Source organism: Meiothermus sp. (assembly GCF_026004075.1).
Lineage (GTDB): Bacteria > Deinococcota > Deinococci > Deinococcales > Thermaceae > Meiothermus.
The window spans coordinates 153843-176249 of the sequence record NZ_BPIK01000002.1; the positions used below are offsets into that span (position 1 = coordinate 153843).

A 22407-nucleotide genomic window follows, 5' to 3' on the forward strand; every position below is an offset into this window, starting at 1 on the left:
GGTGCAATTTAGTTTTTTCCTTTTCAATCCAAACATGAATGGCAGACCCGGTTTTACATAGCTGCGCTGTTCTCTGGTTTCTATTTCTAGATGTATACTGTATACACCTTATGCCAGAGCAAACAGCCGAGGTCGCGATCTGTGGGGCCGGCATTGCCGGGGTGGCGGCGGCCTACCACCTGGCGGTGAAGCGGGGCTTGAAGGAGGTGGTGATCGTTGAGCAGGGCGACCCACTCTCGCTCACCTCGGACAAGTCCACCGAGGCCTACCGCAACTGGTGGCCCGGCCCCGACGGGGCCATGGTGGCCTTTATGAACCGCAGCATCGAGCTGCTGGAGGAGATTGCCCAGCGGTCGGCCAACCGCATCCGGCTCAACCGGCGCGGCTATCTGTACGCCACCGCCGAGGCCAGCAAAATTGAGCGTCTGGCCCAGGCCGCCGAGCAGGCCGCCCAGCAGGGCGCGGGGGCCCTGCGGGTGCACAGCCACCCTTCTGCGGCCTACCCCGGTGGTCCCCAGGACGGGGCCGACCTGCTCACCTCGCAAAGCCTGATTCGCCAGCACTTCCCCTACCTGTCCCCCGACACCCAGGCCGTGCTGCACGTGCGGCGGGCAGGGTGGCTCTCGGCCCAGCAGTTGGGTATGTACCTGCTGGAGGAGGCTCGAGGCCACGGGGTGCGGCTGGTGCAGGGCCAGGTGGTGGGGGTCGAGACCGCGGGGGGCGCGGTGCAGGGTGTGCAGGTGCGGCAGAAGGACGGTGCGCTGCTGTTCATTCAGGCTCCGGTCTTCGTCAATGCCGCCGGGCCCATGCAGCAGGAAGTGGCGGCCTTGCTGGGGCTCGAGCTGCCGGTGTTTGCCGAGCTACACCGCAAGATGAGCTTCAGCGAGCACCTGGGCGTGGTGCCCCGCGAGGCCCCCATGCTGATCTGGCTGGACGAGGTGGAGCTACCCTGGAGCCCCCAGGAGCGCGCCCTGCTGGCCGAGGACGCCTCCACCCGGTGGCTGCTGGAACGGCTGCCTTCGGGGGTGCATGGCCGGCCCGACGGCCACGGGGAAAGCACCACCTTAATCGTGCTGTACAACTACCACACCGAGCCCCTTACACCCACCTTCCCCATTCCCCCGGATCCCCACTACGCCGATGTGGCCCTGCGCGGCTTCTCGGTGATGCTACCCGGCCTGCGGCAGTACTTCGACAAGGCCCCCCGGCCCTGGATAGACGGCGGCTACTACCTCAAGACCCAGGAAAACCGCCCCCTGATTGGCCCGCTACCGGTCAAGGGGGCCTATCTGGTGGGGGCTTTGTCGGGCTTTGGGGTCATGGCCGCCTGCGCGGCAGGGGAACTGCTGGCCGCCCATCTGACCGGCGCGGCTCTGCCCAGCTATGCCCCGGCCTTTTTGCTGTCGCGCTACCAAGACCCGGCCTACCAGCAACGGCTGAAGGGCTGGGGCGATACCGGCCAGCTTTAGCCCTAAATCGGTGCTGTAGCGGTATGTGATAGCTGCGCTTGACAGGCTTCCCCCCGAAATGTACCTTTTATCTTGATAAAGCCCCCTCTAGGCTCCTAGCCTCATGAGGGGGACGTTTATTATGCAAAATAAAATCCCGTATTCCAAACCTTCACTTACCATTGAGGAGCAAATCAAACAGCTCAAGCGCCGCGGCATGGTATTCAAAGACGAAGGCAGAGCAGTAGATGTTCTGAAGCGCATTCAGTACACTCGACTTCGCCCCTACTGGCATCCATTCGAGTTGGATCGAAACACCCATAGCTTTCAGGATGGCACAACTTTCGAGCAGGTTCTGCTTCTCTATGAATTTGATCGCAAGTTGCGTCTGCTGATTCTGGAGGCCATCGAGCGTTTTGAGATAGTACTAAGGACACAATGGGCCTACCATCTGGCTGTCATGCACGAACCATTCGGATACCATCAGAGGAACTTTCTGTATAAAAACCTCGATTATCACCAGAAAAACATTGAACGCCTCCGAGAGGAATGGGAACGTCTACGGGAGGAAGATCCGATATTCCAAAACTTCCAAGAGAAGTACGAAGAGTCGCTGCCCCCAGTCTGGCTAGCCTGTGAGGTGATGGCGTTTGGTACCTTGAGTCGGTGGTTCTCCAACCTTGGTGACGACCGGGTATCCCAGGCCATTGCCGCGCTGTTTGACCTACCCCACAGCTACCTCAAAGGAGCTACCCGGCATCTGGTGGCGGTTCGCAACTACGCCGCACACCACGCTCGGGTGTGGGATCGAGTTTTTAGCGTAAACACCCTACCTGTGTTGCGCAAAAGACCGCCTGAGCTGCGAAGAAGCCTCGAGCCAAACCAGCACGCACAGAAGATTTACCGGACGCTCACTTTGCTTATGTACCTAATGCCCAGGCTGGTACCCGAGAGCGACTGGGGAACCCGGATAAAAGAGTTGCTTTCCGAACAAGCCCCTCTGCTCGGACGGATGGGGTTCCCAGAAGACTATCAAAGCCGCCCGGTTTGGAAATGACCTCAGTCTCGCCCTGAACCTAAGTTGAGCCCAAGCACCGGTCTGCTTAATGTTTGACCATAATATGCCGCGCCACGGTGTAGTCCTCGAGCGCGTACAGGCTCATATCCTTGCCGTAGCCCGACTGCTTGAGCCCCCCGTGGGGCATCTCGTTGACCAGCATGAAGTGGGTGTTGATCCAGGTGCAGCCGTACTGCAAGCGGCTGGCAATGCGCATGGCCTTGCCCACATCCTGCGTCCAGACCGAGCTGGCCAGGCCGTAGTCGGAGTCGTTGGCCCAGGCGATGGCCTCCTCGGGGTCGGAGAAGCGGGTGACCGAGACCACCGGCCCAAACACCTCACGCCGCACAATTTCGTCGGACTGCAAGGCCCCGGCCACCACCGTGGGCTCGTAGAAGAAGCCCCGGCCCTCCACGGGGTGTCCACCGGCGGTAATCTCGATGTGCTTCTGCATCTTGGCCCGCTCCACGAAGCTGGCCACCCGCGCCCGCTGCCGCTCGGTAATCAGGGGGCCCATCTCCACCCCTTCGTCGGTCTGGGCCCCCACCTTAATGGACTTGACCGCATCGGACAGCTCGGCCACGAATTTGTCGTAGATTTTCTTGCCGGCGTACACCCGGCAGGCTGCGGTGCAGTCCTGGCCGGCGTTGTAGTAGCCAAAGATTTTGATACCCTGCACGGCGGCCTCGAGGTCGGCGTCGTCCATCACGATCACCGGGGCCTTGCCGCCAAGCTCGAGGTGGGTGCGCTTGAGGCTACCGGCGGCGGCCTCGAGCACCCGCTTACCGGTGGCCACATCGCCGGTCAGCGAGATCATCCGCACCGCCGGTTGGTGGATGAGCGTAGAACCCACACTCTCCCCAACCCCGGTGATCACATTAACCACCCCCGGCGGGAAAATTTCCGCCATAAACTCGGCCAGCTTGAGGGTGGTCAGGGGGGTCTGCTCGCTGGGTTTGAGCACCACCGTGTTGCCCGCCGCCAGGGCCGGGGCCAGCTTCCAGGCCGCCATCATCAGGGGGTAGTTCCAGGGGGCAATGCTCGCCACCACCCCAATGGGGTCGCGCCGAATCATGCTGGTGTGGCCGGCCAGGTACTCGCCCGCCAGCGCCCCGGTCATCGAGCGCACCGCCCCGGCAAAAAAGCGGAAGCAGTCCGAGATGGCCGGGATTTCGTCGTTCAGCGCCGCCAGGTAGGGTTTGCCGCAGTTGAGCGATTCCAGCCGGGCCAGCTCCTCGGCGTGCTCGTCAATTTTGTCGGCCAGCTTGAGCAGCATCATGGAGCGGTCTTTGGGGGTGGTCTGTGACCAGGCGTCAAAGGCCTTTTCTGCGGCGGCTACGGCTTGCTTAACCTGCTCCACCGAGGCCTCCGGCAGCTTCAAGAGCACCTCGCCGGTGGCCGGGTTAAGGATCTCCAGCGGGGTGCTCTCCCCGGCCACAAACTCGCCACCAATCAGCATCTTGTCCTGTGTTATGCGGGTTTTTACCATATGGGCTTTCCTCTCTTTCGTCCGAAGATGTGGGAATGGTTTTACTGCCTCAGCCCGTTTTACCGCCGCCGTGCAGGTCGTCGGTGTCGCGGGTCAGCCACTGGGCCAGCACGATGGGCAAAAAGGTTATGAGCATCACGAAGACCGCCACCACGTTGGTGATGGGGCGCTCGCGGGGCCTGAAGAGCTCGTTCAGGAACCAGATGGGCAGGGTCTTCTGGTCGGCAGCGGTAAAGGTGGTGACGATCACCTCGTCAAAGGACAGCGCAAACGAGAGCATCCCGCCGGCCAGCAAAGCCGTGGCGATGCTGGGCAGCACCACCATCCGCCAGGTGGTAAACCAGTCGGCCCCCAGATCCATCGAGGCCTCGATCTGGGAGTAGCCGGTGCGGCGGAAGCGGGCCACCACGTTGTTGTAGACCGTGACGATACAAAAAGTGGCATGGCCTATCACAATCGTCCAGAAGCCGGGCTCGAGGGCCAGCCGCTTGAAGGTGGTGAGGAGGGCAATGCCGGTCAGGATACCCGGCAGGGCGATGGGCAGAATGAGCAGCACGGTGATAAAGTCCTTGCCCCAGAACTGAAAGCGGTACATGGCCGCCGCCACCATGGTTCCCAGCACCAGCGCGATGGCGGTCGCCATGGCCGCCACCTGCAGCGATAACCACAAGGCCGCCCACATATCCTGCCGCTGGAAAGCCTCGCCAAACCAACGCAGGGTCAGGCCGGGGGGCGGGAACTGGTAGGTGCGGTCTTCGGTAGTCAGGGCATACAGAACAATGATCAGGATGGGGAAATGCAAAAAGAGCATCCCCAGGTAAAAGGCCAGCCGCAGGCCCAGCGATGGCTTACCCGGCATACCCGTCCCTCCTGGCTACCGGCGTGGAGCGTTTACAGCGCATTGAAAGCCCCCAGCCGCCGCACGATGAGCAGGTAGATGGCGATGATCACCACCGGCACCACCGAGAAGGCCGCCGCCAGCGGCAAATTGCCCGCGGTACCCTGCTGCACATAGACCATCTGTCCGATAAAAAAGCCCGGCTGCCCCACCACCTGCGGAATGATGTAATCGCCCAGGGTCAGCGAGAAGGTGAAGATGGAGCCTGCCGCCACCCCCGGTATCACCAGCGGCCAGATCACCTTGCGAAAGGTCTGGCCGGGCCGGGCCCCCAGGTCGGCCGAGGCCTGGATGAGCGAGCGGGGGACGCGCTCGAGGGCCGCGATGATGGGCAGAATCATGTAGGGAAGCCAGATGTAGGTAAAGACCAGAAACATACCCAGGTAACTGTTGGACAGGCTGGGGCCGCCGATCACCGGCAGGCCCAGGATGCCTTGCAAAAGCCAGCCCAGCCCCAGCAGGTTGAAAAACCAGCTCACCACCCCCTCGCCCGCCAGAATCAGGCGCCAGGCATACACCTTGACCAGGTAGCTCGACCACAGCGGCAGCAGCACCATCAGATACCAGAAGGTTCGGGCTGTGCCGTGGGTATAAAAGGCGATGTAGTAGGCAATGGGAAAGCCAATGGCCGCGCAGGCCAGCGTGACCGCCAGGGCCATCAGGGTGGTACGTAGCACGATGTCTACGTTGGCCGGGGAGCTAAACAATTGCCGAAAAGCCGAGAGTGAAAACTTATATTCCACCTGCCCGGTAAAGTCGTTGAGGGAGTAAAAGCTGTAGAGCATCAGGTTAAAAAGCGAACCCAGGTAGATGATGCCCAGCCATAGCAAAGGGGGTATTAGCAGCAGCAACAGCAGCAGCAGCGGGCGCACATACAGCGCGTCGGAAAGGCGACGGCGCAGGGTCATACCGCTCATGAGGCCTCCTGCATGGGCCGCAGTGCGCTATGCTCCCAGCGCAGGGTAACGGCGCCGCCCACCTGCAAGCCCTGCTCTTCCGATGAGGTGAGCACCGTGAGCCGCTCGTTGCCAACCTGAACCTCGTACCGGGTCTGTGCGCCCAGGTAGTGAATGTCCAGCAAGGTGCCGCAGAGGCTGTTGGGCCCATTGTGGCTTCCTGCCTGGATGGCGATGCGCTCCGGGCGCAGGGCGTATTTGCCGGTTCCAAGCCCCAGCAGGCGGCCCTCGAGCACGTTGGCGCTCCCCACAAAGCGGGCCACAAACTCGGTTTTGGGGTACTCGTAGAGGGTCTTGGGGTTGTCGAGCTGCTCGATTTTGCCGTGATTAAACACCGCGACCCGATCCGACATCGAGAGTGCTTCGCCCTGGTCGTGGGTCACGTAGATGAAGGTGATACCGAGCTGGCGCTGCAGGGCCTTGAGTTCGATCTGCATCTCCTCGCGCAGCTTCAGGTCCAGGGCCCCCAGGGGCTCGTCCAGGAGCAGGAGCTTGGGCCGGTTGATGAGGGCTCGAGCCAGCGCCACCCGCTGCCGCTGCCCACCCGAAAGCTGCCCAGGCCGCCGATCCCCCAGCCCCGAGAGCTTCACCAGTTCCAGCATCTCCTCGGCCCGCCGGTGACGTTCAGGTTTGGGAACCCCCCGCACCATCAGCGCATAGGCCACGTTGTCGCGCACGTTCATATGGGGAAAGAGCGCGTAGTCCTGAAAGACCGTGTTGACGTCGCGGGCATAGGGCGGCAGCTTGGAAGCGTCCTGCCCAAACAGCACAATCTGCCCCGCGGTGGGTTGCTCGAAGCCGCCGATCAGGCGCAGGCAGGTGGTCTTGCCCGAGCCCGAGGGCCCCAGCATGGAGAAGAATTCGCCGGGCAAGATTTCCAAGTCCACCCCGTCCACCGCCTTCACCGGGCCGAAGTAACACGACACCCCGCGTAGCTCCACAGCAGCCTGAACAGATTGGGTTTTGGGTTCTTTATACATCTGTACCATCGTAGCGAGGTTGTCGTCTGTTGCTGTGGGTGGGGGCTGGGCGCTATGCCAGACTCTGCCGCGCCCAGCCCTACCCACGAAGTGCTTCGCTCTTTTAGGTGGTGCGGTTCCTGGTTATAGTCTTACCCTTCGTGCCGGGACACCAAGCATCGTTTTAGCGGCCTCCCTGGATGGCGATGTAGTCGCTCACCCAGCGGCTATAGGGCACGCACTGGTTGTTCTGGGTGCGGCACTGGGTGGTGGGGGTGCGCCAGAAGAAAATCTTGTCGAAGTCGTTGAAGCCCTGGTTCTTGCAGCCATCGGCAGGCAGCAGGGAACCGGGGGTGTTGCAGGCCGCCGGCACCACCGGGTTGGAACCAAACCAGCCCGCGATATCGGCCTGCACCTTGTTGGTGAGCTGCCAGTTGAGCCAGCGGTAGGCGCAGTTGGAGTTCTTGGAGTTGGCCGCCAGCATGGTGGTATCGGCCCAGCCGGTGGCGCCCTCCTTGGGAACCACCCAATCGATGGGTCGCTTGTTGGCCTTGAGGGTGTTTACCTGGAAAATCCAGGTGGTCGAGGCCACCACCCCTTCGTTGGTGAAGTCCTGCACCTGGGCGTTGGCATCGTTCCAGTAGCGCTGGAGCAAGGCCCGTTGCTGGCGCAGCAGCTTGAGCACCTCCTGGTACTGCCGCTCGTTGAGTTCGTAGGGATCCTTGATGCCCAGTTCGGGCCGGGTACGCATCAGATAGAGTGCGGCGTCGGCTACGTAGATGGGCCCATAGTAGGCCTGAATACGGCCTTTGTTGCTCTTGCCATCGGGCAAAATCATCTCCTCGAACACCACTTTCCAGCTATCCGGCGGGGTCTTGAAGACGTTGGTGTTGTAGGCCAGCACGTTCACGCCAAACTGGTAGGGCACCCCGTAGCGCACCCCGTTCACCACGTACCAGGGGGCGTTGAGCAGGCGACGGTCAATGTTGCGGGTGTTGGGGATCAGGTTCCAGTTGATGGGGGCCACCACATTACCGGCAATCAGGCGCTGGGTGGCATCGCCGGAGGCGGTCACCAGGTCGTAGCCCCCCTGGTTCATCAGGCGCACCGCTTCGTCGGAGCTGCCAAACACCTTGACCGTAACCTTGCAGCCGGTCTCTTTTTCGAAGCCCGTAACCCAGTCGGCGCTCTTATCGGTAGAGCCGTTTTCCACATAGCCCGGCCAGGCCAGGATGTTGAGCTGGCCCTCGCCTGGCCCCAACGACTGCTTGGCCCGGCTGGCCGGGAGCTGCGCCACAGCCAAACCCGCCACTGCTGCTAAACCCACCACGGCCAAGAACCACTGTGTTCTCATACGTCCTCCTCAATCAAACACGACAGCCCCTAAGGCCTAGCCATGCCAACGAGACGACTCGAGCTGTCGAACTGCTCCTACGATAAAGCCCCCCCGGCCCTCCAACAAGAAACCTGGGGATATAGGAGGTATCGGGAAAATAGATTGATGGCCGGGCCTACTCCCCCGCGCTCAGCAAATCGCTGTAGCTCATCCCGTAGGTCTGCACCCGGCTATGCTCCCCCACCACCACCAAAAACTGCCGGGCGGCCTCGCTCAGCGCACTGCCCCGCCGCCAGGCCACCCCAATCTGCAGGCGGGGCAGATCTTCGAGCAAGGGCCGCGACTCCAGGCGGTCGCCCTCCAGGCTCCAGGGCCGGTACATCAGGCTGGGCAGAACCGCCACACCAATGCCCAGGGCCACCAGGCTGCGCATGGCCTCGATGGAATCGGTGCGCACGGCCACTCGAGGAAACCCGCTCAGGCGGTAGATCTGCTGGGTGACCTCCTCGAGCTCGTCGTTTTTCAGGTACAAGAACCGCTCCTCCCGCAAATTCTCCAGCGAGACCGCCTCCTGCTGTACCAGGGGGTGGTTGGTGGGCAGCCAGACCCGCCAGGGCGCGCGCAGCAGGGTGCGGGTCTCCAAGGCCTGCTTATCCACCATAGAAACGTTCATCACCGCCACATCCAGCTCGCCATTAATCAGCAGGTGCTCGATGTAACCCCGCCGGTCTTCCACCACGGCCACCTGAACACCCGGAAACACCCGCTCGAAGCGGTCGAGCAGGTAGGGCAGATAGTAAGCCGTTACCAGGCTGGTCACGCCCAGGTTGAGCTGCCCCGTGGTGGCATCGGGGCGCTCGCGGATGGCCTGCTCGGCGTTGCGTAGCGCGGCCAGCACCTCGTGGGCGTGGCGCAAAAACTGGTGTCCGGCGTGGGTCAAAATCATGCCTCGAGCGTGCCGGGTAAAAAGCTCGGCCCCCAGGGTGTCTTCCAGCTTTTTGATGGCCTCCGTAACCACCGACTGGGTCACGTTGAGCGAGGTGAGGGCTTTGGAAATCGAGCCCGACTCGGCCACCGCTATGAAGTACACCAACTGTTTGAGTGATATCTGCACCGAGGCCTCCCATCGGTAGAACCGATAAATAGAGTCTAGCCGTCCCGGCCTGCCCTGACCAGTTCTTTTGTAAAACTAATCTTGTGGCCGCAAACTAAACCTATGTTGGCTCGACAGGTGGGTTTTTCTGCGCTGCTATGTGTGCTCCTGTGGGGCAGCGAGGGCCTGGCCCAGCGGGGAGAGCCCGACCCCGAGCCCGGGCGGGTATGCACCTCGAGCTGGAGTCCACCCGAGCCCCGCACCGAAGCCGAGCGGCGTGAGCGGGAACGCTGGGCGGCCTACCGGGCCAAACTGCAAAGCTATCTGGCACTGCTGCCCAAAGAACCCGACACCCGGCTGGCCATGCCGGTACAGGGGGCGCGGGTACGCCAGGTGGCCAACACCTTCGGCGCCCCCCGCAGCGGCTGGCGTACCCACGAAGGGCAGGACATCTTCGCCCCCAGGGGCACCCCTGTCTACTCGGCCACCCGTGGGTTTGTCTGGCGCATCGGGCAGGGGCAGTTGGGCGGGTTGTACGTGTTTGTGGTTGGGCCGGGCGGCTGGCGCTACTACTACGCCCACCTCGACCGCTACGCCCCAGGCCTCCAAGAGGGCCAGCGGGTAACCCCCCAGACCCTGCTGGGGTACGTGGGCAACACCGGCAACGCCCGCACCACCCCACCCCACCTGCACTTTGGGGTGTATGCCGGCAGCCGGCGCACCTGCGATTACCGGGTGATTGACCCTTTGCCCCTGCTGGTGGATCGCGACTGGAAAAGCTTCTTGAGCCCGGCCCGTAACCCCTAAGATTATTTTGGTTGCCTCACCGAGGTCTTTTTGTCAAAGATTCAGGCAGTGCGGAGCTGAATCAGACCGAATCGCGTGGGTTCAGGTTTGTAGTGCTTTAATTGCGAGCCTCCCCCTACCACCCGCGCGCAGGCCAGGCGTATGCTAGGCCTTGCTATGGTCAAAAACTTCGATTTTCCAAGCCTCGCCTATGTGGGCGGTCGGTGGCAGCCAACCTCCAAAACCTTTGCGGTTAAAAGCCCCTACAGCGGCGAACTGGTGGCCGAGGTGGCCGACTGCGGCGAGGCCGAGGCCCACATGGCCGCCGACGCTGCGGTGGCGGCCTTCAAGGAGTGGAAAAAGCTGACCGGCTTTGAGCGGGGCAAGATTTTACGCAAGTGGAACGACCTGCTTATCGCCCATCAGGAAGAGCTGGGGCGGCTGACCGCGCTGGAGATGGGAAAGCCCATCACCGAGGCCAAGGGGGAGGTGCTGTATGCCGCTAGCTTTGTGGAGTGGTGCGCCGAGGAAGCCCCTCGAGTAACCGGGGAACTCATCCACTCGCGCTTCCCCAACAAGCGCCAGATGGCCGTGTACGAGCCGGTGGGGCCGGTGTACGCCGTTACCCCCTGGAACTTCCCCACCAGCATGATCACCCGCAAGGCCGCCCCGGCGCTGGCTGCGGGCTGCACCATCATCATCAAGCCGGCCGAACAGACCCCCTTGTGTGCGCTTTATCTGGCCAAGCTCTGGGAAGAGGCCGGGGGGCCTGCCGGAACCCTGCAGGTGCTGCCGGCCTCTGACCCGGTGCCGGTCTCCAGGGTCTTGATGGACGATATGCGTATCCGCAAAATCACCTTCACCGGCTCCACCCCGGTGGGCAAAATCCTCTACCGCCAGGGGGCCGATACCCTCAAGCGGGTCTCGCTCGAGCTCGGCGGAAACGCTCCGTTTATCGTCTTCGAGGACGCCGACATCGAAAAGGCCGTGCAGTTTACCCTGCTCTCCAAGTACCGCAACGCCGGCCAGACCTGCGTGACCACCAACCGCATCTATGTGCACAGGAAGCTCGAGGCCGACTACGCCGGGGCTTTGGCCGAGGCCGTTAGCAAGCTAAAGGTGGGCGACCCCCTGGATCCCAGCACCAACGTAGGACCCCTGGTGGAGCAGCAGGGCCTGGATAAGGTGGCCTCGCACGTGGAGGATGCGCTCGCCAAAGGGGCCAGGGTGGTCACCGGTGGCAAGGCCCTGGGCGGGCTGTTGTACGCCCCCACGGTGCTCACCGGCATCCAGCCCGGGATGCGCATCCTGGAGGAGGAAACCTTTGGGCCGGTCGCCCCCCTGATGCCCTTCGAGGACGAGGAACAGGCCATCGCCTGGGCCAACAACACCGACTACGGGCTGGCCGCCTACATCTGGACCAAAGACCTCTCCCGCGCCTTCCGGGTGGCCGAGGCCCTGGAGTATGGCATTGTGGGCGTGAACGACCCGGTTCCCAGCGCCATGGGCTCCAACCTGCCCTTTGGCGGTTACAAAAACTCAGGCCTGGGCCGCGAGGGCGGGCACTGGGGCATGGAGGAGTTCCTCGAGACCAAGCTCATCTCGTTCCTGTTGCCCTAGCGCGGTGGCGATAAAAACCCAGTACAGCGGCTTTGGCTGTACTGGGTTGCGTTGTTGTTATACCGTTTTTGCTTGAATCCTTCACCGTCCTGCGGAGGCAGAGGAGAAGGATTCAAGCCGACCGAAGGGAGTAGAAAAGCATTTCGGTAGTATCGTTTAGGCTTGTCAAAGTGAACGATACTACCGAAATGCGCATTACGCCAATTCAAGCCTGGTTCAGGCTCGAGCCCCCCAGCCGCCACGCAGCTCTTCGTTGGGTAGCGGTAAAATAAAAATCAATGAGATAAGAACAAACAGGGCCGCATAAAGGAAGATTTCTTGCTCCGCCTTGGTAATACCGTTGTTGAGGGCTTCTTGCAGCTTGTGTTTGGTTTCCTCGAGCTGTGCTACTACCTTGCGGGGCACCTCCTCGAGGGCCTGCCGCTCGGCTTTGACCAGGTTCTCGTGGGCGGCCTGTACGGCCTGCTCCAGGGCCTGGGCCTGGGCTTTTTGCAGGTTTTCCCGGACTGCTGCAATGGCTGCCGCCTGGGCCTGGGCTTGGGCCCGGCTCAAACCCGTCTTGACCCCGGCAATAGCCTGAGCAAGCGCCTGGGCCTTAGCCTGTTCCAGACCCGCCTTAATCTGGGCTGTGGCCTGTTGCAAAGCGGCCTCGACAAGCTGGGGAGCCTGGGCCTGTACCTGGGCCAGCACCCCTGGCCGGGCCTCCACGGGCGGCGGGTTGTCGAGCAAGCTCCGCAGACGGGGGTCGAGTCTGGGGTTCTGACGCAGGGCTTGTTGTGCGCTTTCGTCCCCCTGCCAGGCTGCCTCGAGCAGGCGCGCGGTTGCTTGTAGCTGGGCCTCAACCTGGGCAGCCAGGCCGCCCTGTGGAATCTGGCTTTTGAAGGCAGGGGGAATCTGTGGGTTCTGCTGCACCGCCTGATAGGCTCGAGCATCCCCGTTCAAAGCCGCCAAAAGCAGCTTCTCTAGCTGGGCAAACTGGGCAGGTATACCACCCTTCACCAGCCGGGCCTTCAGATCAGCCGGGATCTGAGGGTCGTTGATGAGCTGGTTGTAGGCGGCCACATCCCCCTCGAGCGCCGACACCACCAGGCGTTCCATCTGCTCAAACTGCGCTGGAATACCCCCTCTGGCCAGCTTCGATTTGAACTCCGCCGGCAGGTTGGGGTCGCGCATCAGGGCCTCGTAGGCTTTGATATCCCCCTCGAGCGCCGACACCATCAGGCGTTCCATCCGCTCAAACTGCGCTGGAATACCCCCTCTGGTCAGCTTCGATTTGAACTCCGCCGGCAGGTTGGGGTCGCGCATCAGGGCCTCATAGGCCTGGATATCGCCCCTGAGGGCCGCTACCACCTGGCCCTCGAGCCGCTCAAACTGCGCCGGGATGCCGCCTTTGATCAGGCCTTCCTTAACCTGGGTGGGCACCTGGGCATCCTGTAGTAGGGCGCTGTAAGCCTGGGTATCCCCCTTGAGGGCGGCTACAATCTGGGCCTCGAGCCTGGCAAACTGCTCATCGAGGTTAAGACCAACCCCCGCCTCGTTACTCCGCTGCACCAGCGCACCCGGGCGGCAAGCCGCATCGTCGGGGAATACCTTGCAGGTTTCGGCGCTAAGGCTCTTGGCTAAGAGCGTGCCCATCAAAGCGATGCCCACAGTCGAGCCAATCTGCCGCATCAACTGGGTAAAGGCCGTGGCCGAGCCCAACCGCTGGGGCGGTACCTTGTTCTGAGCAGCAATCTGCAGAAGCGACTGGGCAGGCCCCAGCCCCAGCCCCAGCAGGAAGAAGAACAGCACCGCCAGCCAGAGGGGGGTATCTACTTTAATCAGGAAGTGCAGGGTGAGAAAAATTGCCAGCAGCCAGCCGGTTCCCAGCAGCAATAGGGGCTTGAAGCGGCCCAGCCGCCCCGAGAGCACCCCACTGCCGGTGGCCCCCAAGACCACCCCTAGCGTAAGGGGCAGCACCGTCACCCCCGAAGCCGAGGCCGAGACCCCCTTGACCACCTGCAAGTACAGGGGCAAGAAAGCCACCGCCCCCAGGAAAGCAGGGCCATAGAAAAAGGTCGCCGCCGAGGCCAGGCTAAAGCTGCGCACGCGCAGAATCGAGAGGTCAAAAAGCGGGTGTTGTACACGGTTCTGCGACCAGACCCACAACACCAGGGCCAGCGCGCTCAACCCCAGAAGGCCCAGAATCTGAGCGCTTAACCAGGGGTAGGTACTGCCCCCCCAGGAAAAAGCCAGCATCAGCGGCACCGTCCAGACCACCAGCAAGGCAGCCCCCAGGTAGTCGAAGCGTTCGCGGTGCTCCGGGCTAAGGCGGGGCATATAGCGCAGAATGAACCACAGCGCCACCGCCCCTACGGGCATATTGATGTAAAAAACCCAGTGCCAGGAGAAGTGGTCGGTTAGGAGACCCCCCAGCCACGGCCCCACCGCACTGCTCACCCCAAAGATGGCCCCAAACAGCCCCCCCACCCGTCCACGCTCGCGTGGGGGGAAGAGCACCGCGATGGTGGTCAGGGCGAGGGCGAATAAAGCCCCACCGCCTATCCCCTGAACGCCCCGGAACAGGATTAACTCGGGCATGTTCTGCGACAAACCTGCAAGCGCCGAGCCCAGGAGGAAGATGGCAATCGCCACCAGCAAAATAGCCTTACGGCTGAAAAGCTCGGTCAGGCGACCAAAGATGGGGGCCGAAACGGTAGAGGCCAGCAAATAAGCGGTGGTCACCCAGGCATAAAGCTCTGCACCGTTGAGATCGGCGATGATTTTTGGTAACGCTGTTGAAACGATGGTCTGATCCAGTGCAGCCAGAAAAAGTCCGAGCAAAATACCAATCAGAGTTAGCCGGGTCTCACGGGAGACGTCATTAGAAGAAACTTGGGTGTTGGGTTCGCTCGAGGGGTTGCTCATGATTGCTGCTTACTCCTTTGGGGTGGAGGCCTCTTCCTGGGCTAGAATTTCCAGCCATTCGGCAAATTGCTGACGCTGGGTGGGGCTCAACCGCTCCAGTCTGCGTTCCAGGGCCTCCAGCATGTGCCGACGGCTTTCTTCCAGCACCGCCTGACCGGCCTGGGTCAGCGCAAAACGGTAGCGGCGCAAGTCGGTAGGGTCGAGTGAGCGCACCACCAGACCGGCCTGCTCGAGCCGCTTCAGCATCTGGCTCACAGTCGGAGCCGGTATCTGCATAGCCCGCACCGCTTCAGTCGGGTAGTGGTGCCGTTCGATTTCAGCCAGGAGCCAGGGGTCGGTTGGGGCTAAACCAAGGCGCTCGAGGTGGGGCGTTACCTCTTCCCGCAAACCACGGGATAGCCGCCATAGGTTGGTAAGCAAGCCCCAGGTCATACTTCCGTCAATATACTTTCAAAATGAAGTATTATCAAGTGAAGTATTCATGAATGAAATATTTGCGAATCTACTTTTCACTCGCAAAACACCAAGGTTACAAACAGGACGATAAAATGGTGATTATGGAAATTGTAGGCCTTCGCGGCGCACCCCAAGAAACCCTTCGAGCTCTCAAGGAAGCCCTGAAAGGCATTGACTTCCCCGAGGCCGTAGTGACCTATATCACCGACTGGCAGGATCAGCGGGCCAGGGCTCGTTTTGCCGTTTTTGTACGGCAGGGCAAACACCGCGTTTTGAGCCGGGATGCCTTCGGCCCGCGGTTCGGCCTCGAGGGCGACGCAGCCCTCAAAGAGCTAACCCTTTGGTTTATCGAACGCGGCGTAACCGAGTTTAGGGAGGCTGTGATTCCCCCCTCCGAGTACGCCGCCTTGTTTGAGCTCGAGGCGGAAGAAGCCCAGAAGCTGATTGTGGCCAGCTCCAACCCCACCGACCCCGCGCTCTACGTCAAGCGGGAGTTCACCAGCCGCATGTAGCAGGCCGTTATACCATTTCCGCTTGAATCCTTCACCATTAGACGTAGTCAGGAGGTGAAGGATTCAAGCCGACCGAAGGGAGTAGAAAAGCATTTCGGCGGTATCGTTTAGGCTTTCAAAAGTGACTGATACTGCCGAAATGCGTATTAGACGTTGAAGCCAAACATCCGCATCTGGCGCTTGCCATCCTCGGTCATGCGGGCGGGTGTCCAGGGGGGCGTCCAGACAAAATCCACGTTTACCGCATTGACGCCTTCCAGGCGCATGACCGCAATCTCGGCATCGGCCTTGACAATGTCCTGCGCGGGGCAGCCAATGGAGGTCAGGGTCATGGTGATGTCTACAATGCCCCCTTCCTTGACCTCGGCGTCGTAGACCAACCCCAGGTCCACCACGTTCACCGGAATCTCCGGGTCGCGCACAACCTTGAGGGCCTCCAGAACCTGTTCTTTGGTGGGCAGCGTGGTCTCGCTCATGGCTCCCATGGTACTTTAGGCCGGGCCGGTTCATTCTGACCTATGTTGCAAAAAAAAAGAGCGAGCCCTCGCTCGCTCCTCCAAGCCATACCGGCCCTCACATAAAGCGCTTGCGCCGCCGGTAGCTCTTAACGTCCTTGAAGCTCTTGCGCCCGCCCGACTTGGCTACGCCTAAATAGAACTCCTTCACGTCGGGGTTGGTTTCCAGGTATTCCTTGGTGCCCTCGAGGGCAATCCGGCCCGACTCCATGATGTAGCCGTAGTGGGCCACCGAAAGGGCCACTCGAGCGTTCTGTTCCACCACCAGCACCGTCACGCCTTCCTCGGCGTTGATCTGGGCTACGATGTCGAAAATTTCCCGTACCAGCAGAGGGGCCAAACCCAAACTCGGCTCATCCAGTAGCAAAAGCTTGGGGTTGGCAAGAAGCGCCCGCCCAATGGCCAGCATCTGCTGCTCACCCCCCGAGCAGTAGCCCGCCAGGCGGTTTTTGATCAGGGCCAGCTTGGGAAAGTAGTGGTAGATGCGCCCCAAGTCCTCCTTCACCTTGGCTCCATCCCGCCGGGTCGCCGAGCCCACCCGCAGGTTTTCCTCCACCGTCAGGTGCTTGAACACCCGCCGTCCCTCCGGCACCTGCACAATGCCCTTTAGCACAATCTGCTCGGGCGGCTTGTTGGCAATGTTTTCGCCCCGGTACAGGATGGAGCCCGCCACCACCTTGCCGTCCTCGGGCACCAGTAACCCCGAGATGGCCCGCAGGGTGGTGGTTTTTCCAGCTCCGTTGGGGCCCAGCAAAGCGGTAATCTGACCTTCAGGCACCTTCAGCGATACCCCGCGTAGCACCTGGATGATGTCCTTGTACACCACCTCGATGTTGTTGACTTCCAGTAGGATGTTCCCAAGGTCTTCGGGGCGCATATCACCTCACAGGAAATTGAAGGCCAAAAGCATCGAGCATAGGTCTGCCTTTGGCCTTCAGCTTTTTGCCTCCTTTAGGGGTTCCGTACCTGCCGGAACAGCGCCGAGGTAAAGGGGTCGGTTACCGGAACAAACTTACCGCCTTTGGCCTCCAACACCCGCAGGCCCTCGGCCCCAGTCTGCTCGGTACGGGTAAAGTCAATCTCGATACCTGCCTTGGTCGAAACCGCAAAGCCGGGCTTGAAGGCGTTGGGGCCGTTCATACCAATAATAGCCTGGTAAACGGTCTCGTTGTCTATGCGCCCATTAAAACGCTGGGCCGCCCGCTTCATGGCCTCTACCGCAATGGCCGCTGCCAACATCCCGGCGGTGTAGTTGGTGGAGTTGAGGATATCGGCGCTGCGGTTGTATTTTTGGGCTAGTTGTTTCTGCAGGTTGATGCCAGGGGCGTTCTCGTCCAGGGTATAGTAGCTGCTGGCCCACAAGAAGCCTTCGGCCGCATCGCCTGCCAGGCGAATCAGGTCAGCGCCACCGGTATAAACCGCCCCCATCTGCTTAATCTTTTTGTCCAGGCCCAAGCGCTTCGCGTCCTTGAGAATGTTGGCCACCGGCCCGGCTACATTTTGGTGGATGATGAACTGAGCACCAGCCGCATCAAGGGCCCGCAGCAAAGCAGTATTGTCCAGGTTTCCACCACCCACCTCCCGTACATCCACAATGGTCTGCCCCAACCGCTGGGCAGCCCGGCGGGCATGGTCTACCACTGCCCGCCCAAAGGGGCTGGGGTTAACCACCAGGGCAATCTTGGCATTCTTAGTGGTGCGGTTGATGTACTCCATCAGCGCCACCACCTGCTCGGAGTAGCTGCTTACTGGCAAGAACATGTACTGGTTGTTGGGTGGGTCAATCAGGCCAATATGGGCCGAAGCCGGAATGGTGGGCATCTTCACTTCGTTGATGAGGGGCTTGAGTTGCAGCATGGCCCCAGTGGAGTAGCCCAGATAAATAGCTGGCTTGGCCCGATCCAGGGCTTCTTCAAAGATACGCTGAGTATTGGGGTTCTGGTACTGGTCGTCACGCACCGTGCAGTTCAGGGTTACGTTGGGAATCAGCTTTTGCTCGTTGGCATACTTGCAGTAATCCTCAATGCCCGCCCCATACGGCCCCCCCACATCCGAAGTAGGGCCGGTTATGGCCCCCGACCACAGCAGGTTCACCGTGCGCCCCTGGGCCATGGCCAGCCCCAGGCATGCCACCGTTGCTAACACTATTGCTCGCTTCATGTTGCCTCCTCTGCTCTGTTTACTTCAGCTCTGATTGCAACGCGCTTAACGCGATGTTGCCCATCTCGACGGGAGAATACATTTGCTTCACTCCCCAGCAGCTAGTACTTAAACGGCCACGTTCGGAAATAGCTTCGCAAAAGCCGCCACCAGTTGTACAAGCCCCTTGGCTCGAAAACCAGGAACAGCACGATCACCAGGCCAAAGGAAAGGGGCAGCAGGGCCGAGGCCACATCCACACCCGCTGGAGTGATGCTCTGGATGAAGGCGTTGGACTTCATCCACTCAGAGAGGCGCTCCATGTAGAGCCGCAAGAACTCGATAAAGGCCGGGCCCAGTAGGCTACCCACCACAGTGCCCAGCCCGCCCACAATGGCCATGGCCAGGAGTGCCACCGAGCGGCCCAGGGTAAACTCTTCAACCACCACCGCCCGCTGCATATAGGCCAGCAAGCCTCCGGCCACCCCGCCATAAAAGGCCCCCAGGGCAAACGCCATGAGCTTGGTGCGGCCCGGATCCATGCCCATGGCATCGGCTGCGCGGTCGTTATCGCGCACGGCGATAAGCGCCCGGCCATACTTGCCCCTTAGCAGGTTGCGCCAGGCTATCACCATAAGCACCAGCACGAACAAAATTACGTAGTACCAGAAGTAGTTGTGGTTGCGGAAACCGATTTCCAGGCCCAAAAAGTTGCGCATCTCCACCGGAATGGCCGCCCCCTGTGCCAGGGCCGGGCTGCGCCCCACCACCCAGACGAAAATCTCTTGGAAGGCCAGCGTGGCCAGCGCCAGGTAGAGGTGTTTGACCCGAAGGCTGGGAATCCCCACGATGAACCCGACGATGGCCGCCGTAAAACCACCCAGGGGGATGGTCAGCCAGAAGGGCAGGCTGGGTGCACTCAGGGCCACCGTATAGGCCCCTACCCCCATGAACGCTGCCTGTCCCACACTGATCAGGCCCGCGTAGCCGGTGGTGATGTTGAGCCCCAGCACCGCAATGGCGTAAATCAGGATGAAGTTGAGCACCAGCACCTGTGAGCGCTCCAAAAACATGGGCAGGACACACAGGGCCACCAGCAGCAACACCACCGAGACAATCTCGCGGTAGTTGGCAAAAATGGTGGTGTCCTGCACGTAGGAGGTGCGGTAGTTGCCGGTCTGGGCCCAGGGGTTACGCATGGGCACCTCCGGTGCGGCAAAGTGCAAGCTTCGATGGTTGGCTCATATCAACTCTGCGCGTCCGAGGGACGTTTTCCCAACCTTTTGAGCCACTCATTACCAGGCTTGGAATCATACCCGCTCGATCTCCTCGGTGCCAAACAGTCCGTGTGGCTTGAACCAAAGCATGACCAGCAGCACCACAAAGGGCATCACGTATTGCGAACCACCCCCCACCAGTCCAATCTGGCTGAAGAGGCCATCCAGGTAGGCAGTGGAAAAAGACTGCAAGATACCGATGACGATACCCCCCACCACCGCACCCGGCACCGAGTCCAAACCGCCCAGAATTACAGCGGGGAACACCGCCAGACCAATGGCGATAAGGCCATCCTGGTTCAAGCCCGAGACCGTCCCCACCACAATACCGGCTGCGGCTGCAGTCAGACCAGCCACCGCCCAGGCCAGCGCAAACACCCGCTGCACCGAGACCCCCACGCTCATTGCGGCCATCTGGTCGTCGGCCACAGCCCGCATCGAGACCCCCAGCACCGAGCGCTGGAAGAACCAGCCAAAAAGCAGCAAGAAAACCACGGTGAAGCCAATGGCCAGAAGCTGCGGGTACGAGATGTTGATGGCCCCCAGATTGAGCCCTCCTGCGGGCAAAAAAGCCGGGAAGGTAAAGTTGCCCGAGCCAAAGGGGGTGAGGTACATCAGCCCGTCTAACACGCTGGCCAGCCCAATGGTCACCATGATGACCGAGATAATCGGCTGGCCCACCATCCGGCGCAAAAATACCCGCTCTACCAGAAAGCCCAGCCCCGCCGTCAGCAGCATGGCGGCCAGCGCTGCCAGCCATATGGGGAGTTTGATCCAGACCGCCAGGGCATAGGCCATGAAAGCCCCAATGGCAATAAACTGACCGTTGGCAAAGTTAATAACCCGGCTGGACTTGTAAATCAGCACAAATCCCAGCGCTGCCAGGGCGTATATGCAGCCCACGGCCACACCAGAAATGAGGTTTTGCATAAAGTCAATCACACTACACCCCCACCAATTCGGGCTTTCCGTCGGCCTCGAGCACCCGTACCTCCACCGAGACTTTTTGCACCGTGCCGTCCTGGTATTTGAACTCGGTATCTACCTGTACTTTGTCGGTGCCGCCATACAGCGCATCCACAATGGGCTGGTAGCGCTGCATGATGAACTTCCGGCGCACCTTGCCGGTGCGGGTTAGCTCGTCGTCGTCGGCGTCGAGCAGCTTATAGAGCAGCACGAAGCGCTGAATGCGCAGGTGCTCGGGCAGCCCCTCATTGACGGTCTGGACCTCCTTGCGGATGAGTTCGGCCACCTGCGGTTTTTGCGAGAGGTCAATGTAGGTGGTGTAGGCAATCCGGTTGTCCTCGGCCCATTTGCCCGCGGTCTGCGGGTCTACGTTGATGAAAGCGGTTAGGAAGGGCTTCTGGTCCCCAAAGACCACCGCTTCTTTGATGTAGGGGCTAAACTTGAGTTTGTTCTCGATAAACTGCGGACTGAACATCTGCTGGGTACTGGTGTGCATCACATCCGATACCCGGTCAATTACCACCAGGTGCCCTTCAGGCGTGAGGTAGCCGGCGTCACCGGTGTGCAACCAGCCATCGGCAAAGGTCTCGGCGGTGGCCTCGGGATTCTGCCAGTAGCCCGCCACCACCGCGTCCGACCGGCATAGAATTTCGCCGCGCTCACTGATTTTTACCTCGCCGCCGGGAATGGGAACCCCCACTGTGTCGGCCCGCACATCGCCGTCGCGGTGCACGAAAGCAATCCCGATAATCTCGGTCTGGCCGTAGATTTGCTTGAGGTTGACCCCAATGGCGTGGTAAAAGCGGAAGACATCCGGGCCCAGCGCCGCCCCCCCGGTATAGGCCCGGCGCAGCCGCAAAAAGCCGAGCTGGTCGCGCAAGGGCTTGAACATAATCTGGTCGGCGAACCAGTAGGCCAGGCGCAATCCTAGGGGCATGGGTTTACCGCGCATGCGATAGTCGGCGGCGCGGTAGCCAATTTTGAGCATCTGCTGGTAGACCCAACGGTTGAAGGCGTAGGTCTCGGAGATGCGCACCCAGATCTGGCTCTGTGTACCCTCCCAGACCCTGGGCGGGCTGAACATCACGTGCGGCCCGATCTCCTTGAGGTCGCTCATGGCGGTCTCCACCGACTCGGGCATGTTGACGGCAAACCCACCGGCCAGGGCCATCCCCACCGACATCATCTGCTCACCAATCCAGGCGAAGGGCAGGAACGACAGGTAGTCATCGGTGGGCTTTAGAGGGTCAATCTCCTGCAGCGCCACCCCCATGTGCAGCAGGTTGCGGTGCCGCAGCATGGCGGCCTTGGGGCGGCCCGTGGTGCCGGAGGTGAGCGAGAGGTGGCAAACGTCCTCGGGATGGCCCTGAGCGATGCGTTCCTCAACGGCCTGGGGGTGCTTCTGCAGGTATTCCTCGCCCAGCCGCTCCACCTCGTCGAAGCCGATAATCCAGGGGTCGTCGCGGTAGGCCCGCATCCCCCTGGGGTCTTCGTAGATGACCTTACGCACGCTGGGAATTTCGCTGCGGATTTCCAGGAGTTTGTCTACTTGCTCCTGGTCTTCGGCCACCACGAAGGCTGCCCCGGTGTACGAGAGCACATAGGCGATCTCGGGGGGCAGTGAAGACTGATACACACCCACCGAGATGCCCCCTAGAGCCTGCGTGGCCAGTTCGGCGTAGAGCCACTCGGGGATGTTGTCGGCAATTACCGCCAGCCGCTCCCCTTTTTCAAAGCCCAGGGCCAGAAGTCCCGCAGCGAAACGGGTCACGTGGCGGTAGTAGTCGGCAAAGGTGATCTCGTTCCAGATGCCCAGATCCTTCTCGCGGATAGCCACCTGTTTGGGCATCGCTTTAGCCCGCATTTGCAGCACTTGCGGGAGGGTGTATTTCTTGAGTTCGTAGCCCGAAGGCATCATGGTTGACCTCTGAAGAGCGGGTAAAGGCGAAAAAAGAGAAAGGTGGAAAGAGGTAAGCAAAGGCCTTTGAATTCC

19 protein-coding genes are annotated in these 22407 nt (G+C 61.1%); 5 read left to right on the forward strand and 14 right to left on the reverse strand.

Going from position 1 to position 22407, the window contains the following annotated elements; translation table 11 throughout:
* Nucleotides 1-110: 110 nt before the first annotated feature.
* Both Q0X18_RS13100 and Q0X18_RS13105 read left to right on the forward strand, forming a co-directional pair.
* Nucleotides 111-1469 (forward strand): FAD-binding oxidoreductase, encoded by a 1359-nt coding sequence (locus Q0X18_RS13100; protein WP_297563281.1) that lies wholly within the window; start codon nt 111-113, stop codon nt 1467-1469.
* Nucleotides 1470-1590: 121 nt separating this feature from the next.
* Nucleotides 1591-2505: an Abi family protein gene (locus Q0X18_RS13105; RefSeq protein ID WP_297563283.1), complete on the forward strand. Its 915-nt coding sequence runs from the start codon at nt 1591-1593 to the stop codon at nt 2503-2505.
* 46 nt (nt 2506-2551) lie between these two features.
* Here Q0X18_RS13105 and Q0X18_RS13110 read toward each other — a convergent pair whose 3' ends face one another.
* The 6 genes from Q0X18_RS13110 to Q0X18_RS13135 form a co-directional block, all read right to left on the reverse strand.
* Entirely contained in the window at nt 2552-3994 is a 1443-nt protein-coding gene (locus Q0X18_RS13110; protein ID WP_297563284.1) for a gamma-aminobutyraldehyde dehydrogenase, read from the reverse strand.
* A 49-nt stretch (nt 3995-4043) separates the two neighbouring features.
* Complete coding sequence (locus Q0X18_RS13115) at nt 4044-4853, reverse strand: ABC transporter permease (RefSeq protein ID WP_024049698.1); 810 nt, start codon at nt 4851-4853, stop codon at nt 4044-4046.
* Nucleotides 4854-4885: 32 nt separating this feature from the next.
* Nucleotides 4886-5809 carry an ABC transporter permease gene (locus Q0X18_RS13120; protein ID WP_297563286.1) on the reverse strand — a complete coding sequence of 308 codons (924 nt, stop codon included), beginning with the start codon at nt 5807-5809 and terminating at the stop codon, nt 4886-4888.
* On the reverse strand, nt 5806-6828 hold the full coding sequence (locus tag Q0X18_RS13125) for an ABC transporter ATP-binding protein (RefSeq protein ID WP_297563288.1): 1023 nt from the start codon (nt 6826-6828) through the stop codon (nt 5806-5808). Before Q0X18_RS13125 ends, Q0X18_RS13120 begins: the two co-directional genes overlap by 4 nt.
* A gap of 163 nt (nt 6829-6991) precedes the next feature.
* Nucleotides 6992-8161: an ABC transporter substrate-binding protein gene (locus Q0X18_RS13130; RefSeq protein ID WP_297563290.1), complete on the reverse strand. Its 1170-nt coding sequence runs from the start codon at nt 8159-8161 to the stop codon at nt 6992-6994.
* Nucleotides 8162-8318: 157 nt separating this feature from the next.
* Nucleotides 8319-9257: a LysR family transcriptional regulator gene (locus tag Q0X18_RS13135; RefSeq protein WP_297563291.1), complete on the reverse strand. Its 939-nt coding sequence runs from the start codon at nt 9255-9257 to the stop codon at nt 8319-8321.
* 102 nt (nt 9258-9359) lie between these two features.
* Between Q0X18_RS13135 and Q0X18_RS13140 the strand changes: the two genes are divergently transcribed.
* Together Q0X18_RS13140 and Q0X18_RS13145 are read left to right on the forward strand one after the other, a co-directional pair.
* On the forward strand, nt 9360-10043 hold the full coding sequence (locus tag Q0X18_RS13140; RefSeq protein ID WP_297563294.1) for a M23 family metallopeptidase: 684 nt from the start codon (nt 9360-9362) through the stop codon (nt 10041-10043).
* 156 nt (nt 10044-10199) lie between these two features.
* Nucleotides 10200-11642: an NAD-dependent succinate-semialdehyde dehydrogenase gene (locus Q0X18_RS13145; protein ID WP_297563295.1), complete on the forward strand. Its 1443-nt coding sequence runs from the start codon at nt 10200-10202 to the stop codon at nt 11640-11642.
* A gap of 216 nt (nt 11643-11858) precedes the next feature.
* Here Q0X18_RS13145 and Q0X18_RS16145 read toward each other — a convergent pair whose 3' ends face one another.
* Nucleotides 11859-14549 (reverse strand): MDR family MFS transporter, encoded by a 2691-nt coding sequence (locus Q0X18_RS16145; protein WP_308446052.1) that lies wholly within the window; start codon nt 14547-14549, stop codon nt 11859-11861.
* 9 nt (nt 14550-14558) lie between these two features.
* The gene (locus Q0X18_RS13155; RefSeq protein WP_297563296.1) at nt 14559-14981 is read right to left on the reverse strand and encodes a MarR family winged helix-turn-helix transcriptional regulator; all 423 of its coding nucleotides are present in this window, start codon (nt 14979-14981) and stop codon (nt 14559-14561) included.
* 125 nt (nt 14982-15106) lie between these two features.
* Here Q0X18_RS13155 and Q0X18_RS13160 point away from each other — a divergent pair, with 125 nt between their 5' ends.
* Nucleotides 15107-15517, forward strand: a complete 411-nt coding sequence (locus Q0X18_RS13160) for a DUF3197 domain-containing protein (protein ID WP_297563297.1) — start codon at nt 15107-15109, stop codon at nt 15515-15517.
* A gap of 146 nt (nt 15518-15663) precedes the next feature.
* Here the strand turns inward: Q0X18_RS13160 and Q0X18_RS13165 are convergent, their stop codons facing one another.
* From Q0X18_RS13165 to Q0X18_RS13190, 6 genes are all read right to left on the reverse strand, one after another.
* Nucleotides 15664-15993, reverse strand: a complete 330-nt coding sequence (locus Q0X18_RS13165) for a metal-sulfur cluster assembly factor (RefSeq protein ID WP_297563299.1) — start codon at nt 15991-15993, stop codon at nt 15664-15666.
* Between the two features lie 97 nt (nt 15994-16090).
* Nucleotides 16091-16909, reverse strand: a complete 819-nt coding sequence (locus Q0X18_RS13170; RefSeq protein WP_297563300.1) for an ABC transporter ATP-binding protein — start codon at nt 16907-16909, stop codon at nt 16091-16093.
* 74 nt (nt 16910-16983) lie between these two features.
* The gene (locus Q0X18_RS13175) at nt 16984-18192 is read right to left on the reverse strand and encodes an ABC transporter substrate-binding protein (RefSeq protein WP_297563301.1); all 1209 of its coding nucleotides are present in this window, start codon (nt 18190-18192) and stop codon (nt 16984-16986) included.
* A 101-nt stretch (nt 18193-18293) separates the two neighbouring features.
* Complete coding sequence (locus tag Q0X18_RS13180; RefSeq protein ID WP_297563302.1) at nt 18294-19370, reverse strand: branched-chain amino acid ABC transporter permease; 1077 nt, start codon at nt 19368-19370, stop codon at nt 18294-18296.
* 111 nt (nt 19371-19481) lie between these two features.
* Nucleotides 19482-20378, reverse strand: a complete 897-nt coding sequence (locus Q0X18_RS13185; protein ID WP_374707532.1) for a branched-chain amino acid ABC transporter permease — start codon at nt 20376-20378, stop codon at nt 19482-19484.
* 13 nt (nt 20379-20391) lie between these two features.
* Nucleotides 20392-22332, reverse strand: coding sequence for a long-chain fatty acid--CoA ligase (locus tag Q0X18_RS13190; RefSeq protein WP_297563304.1), 1941 nt, complete (start codon nt 22330-22332; stop codon nt 20392-20394).
* Nucleotides 22333-22407 lie beyond the last annotated feature (75 nt).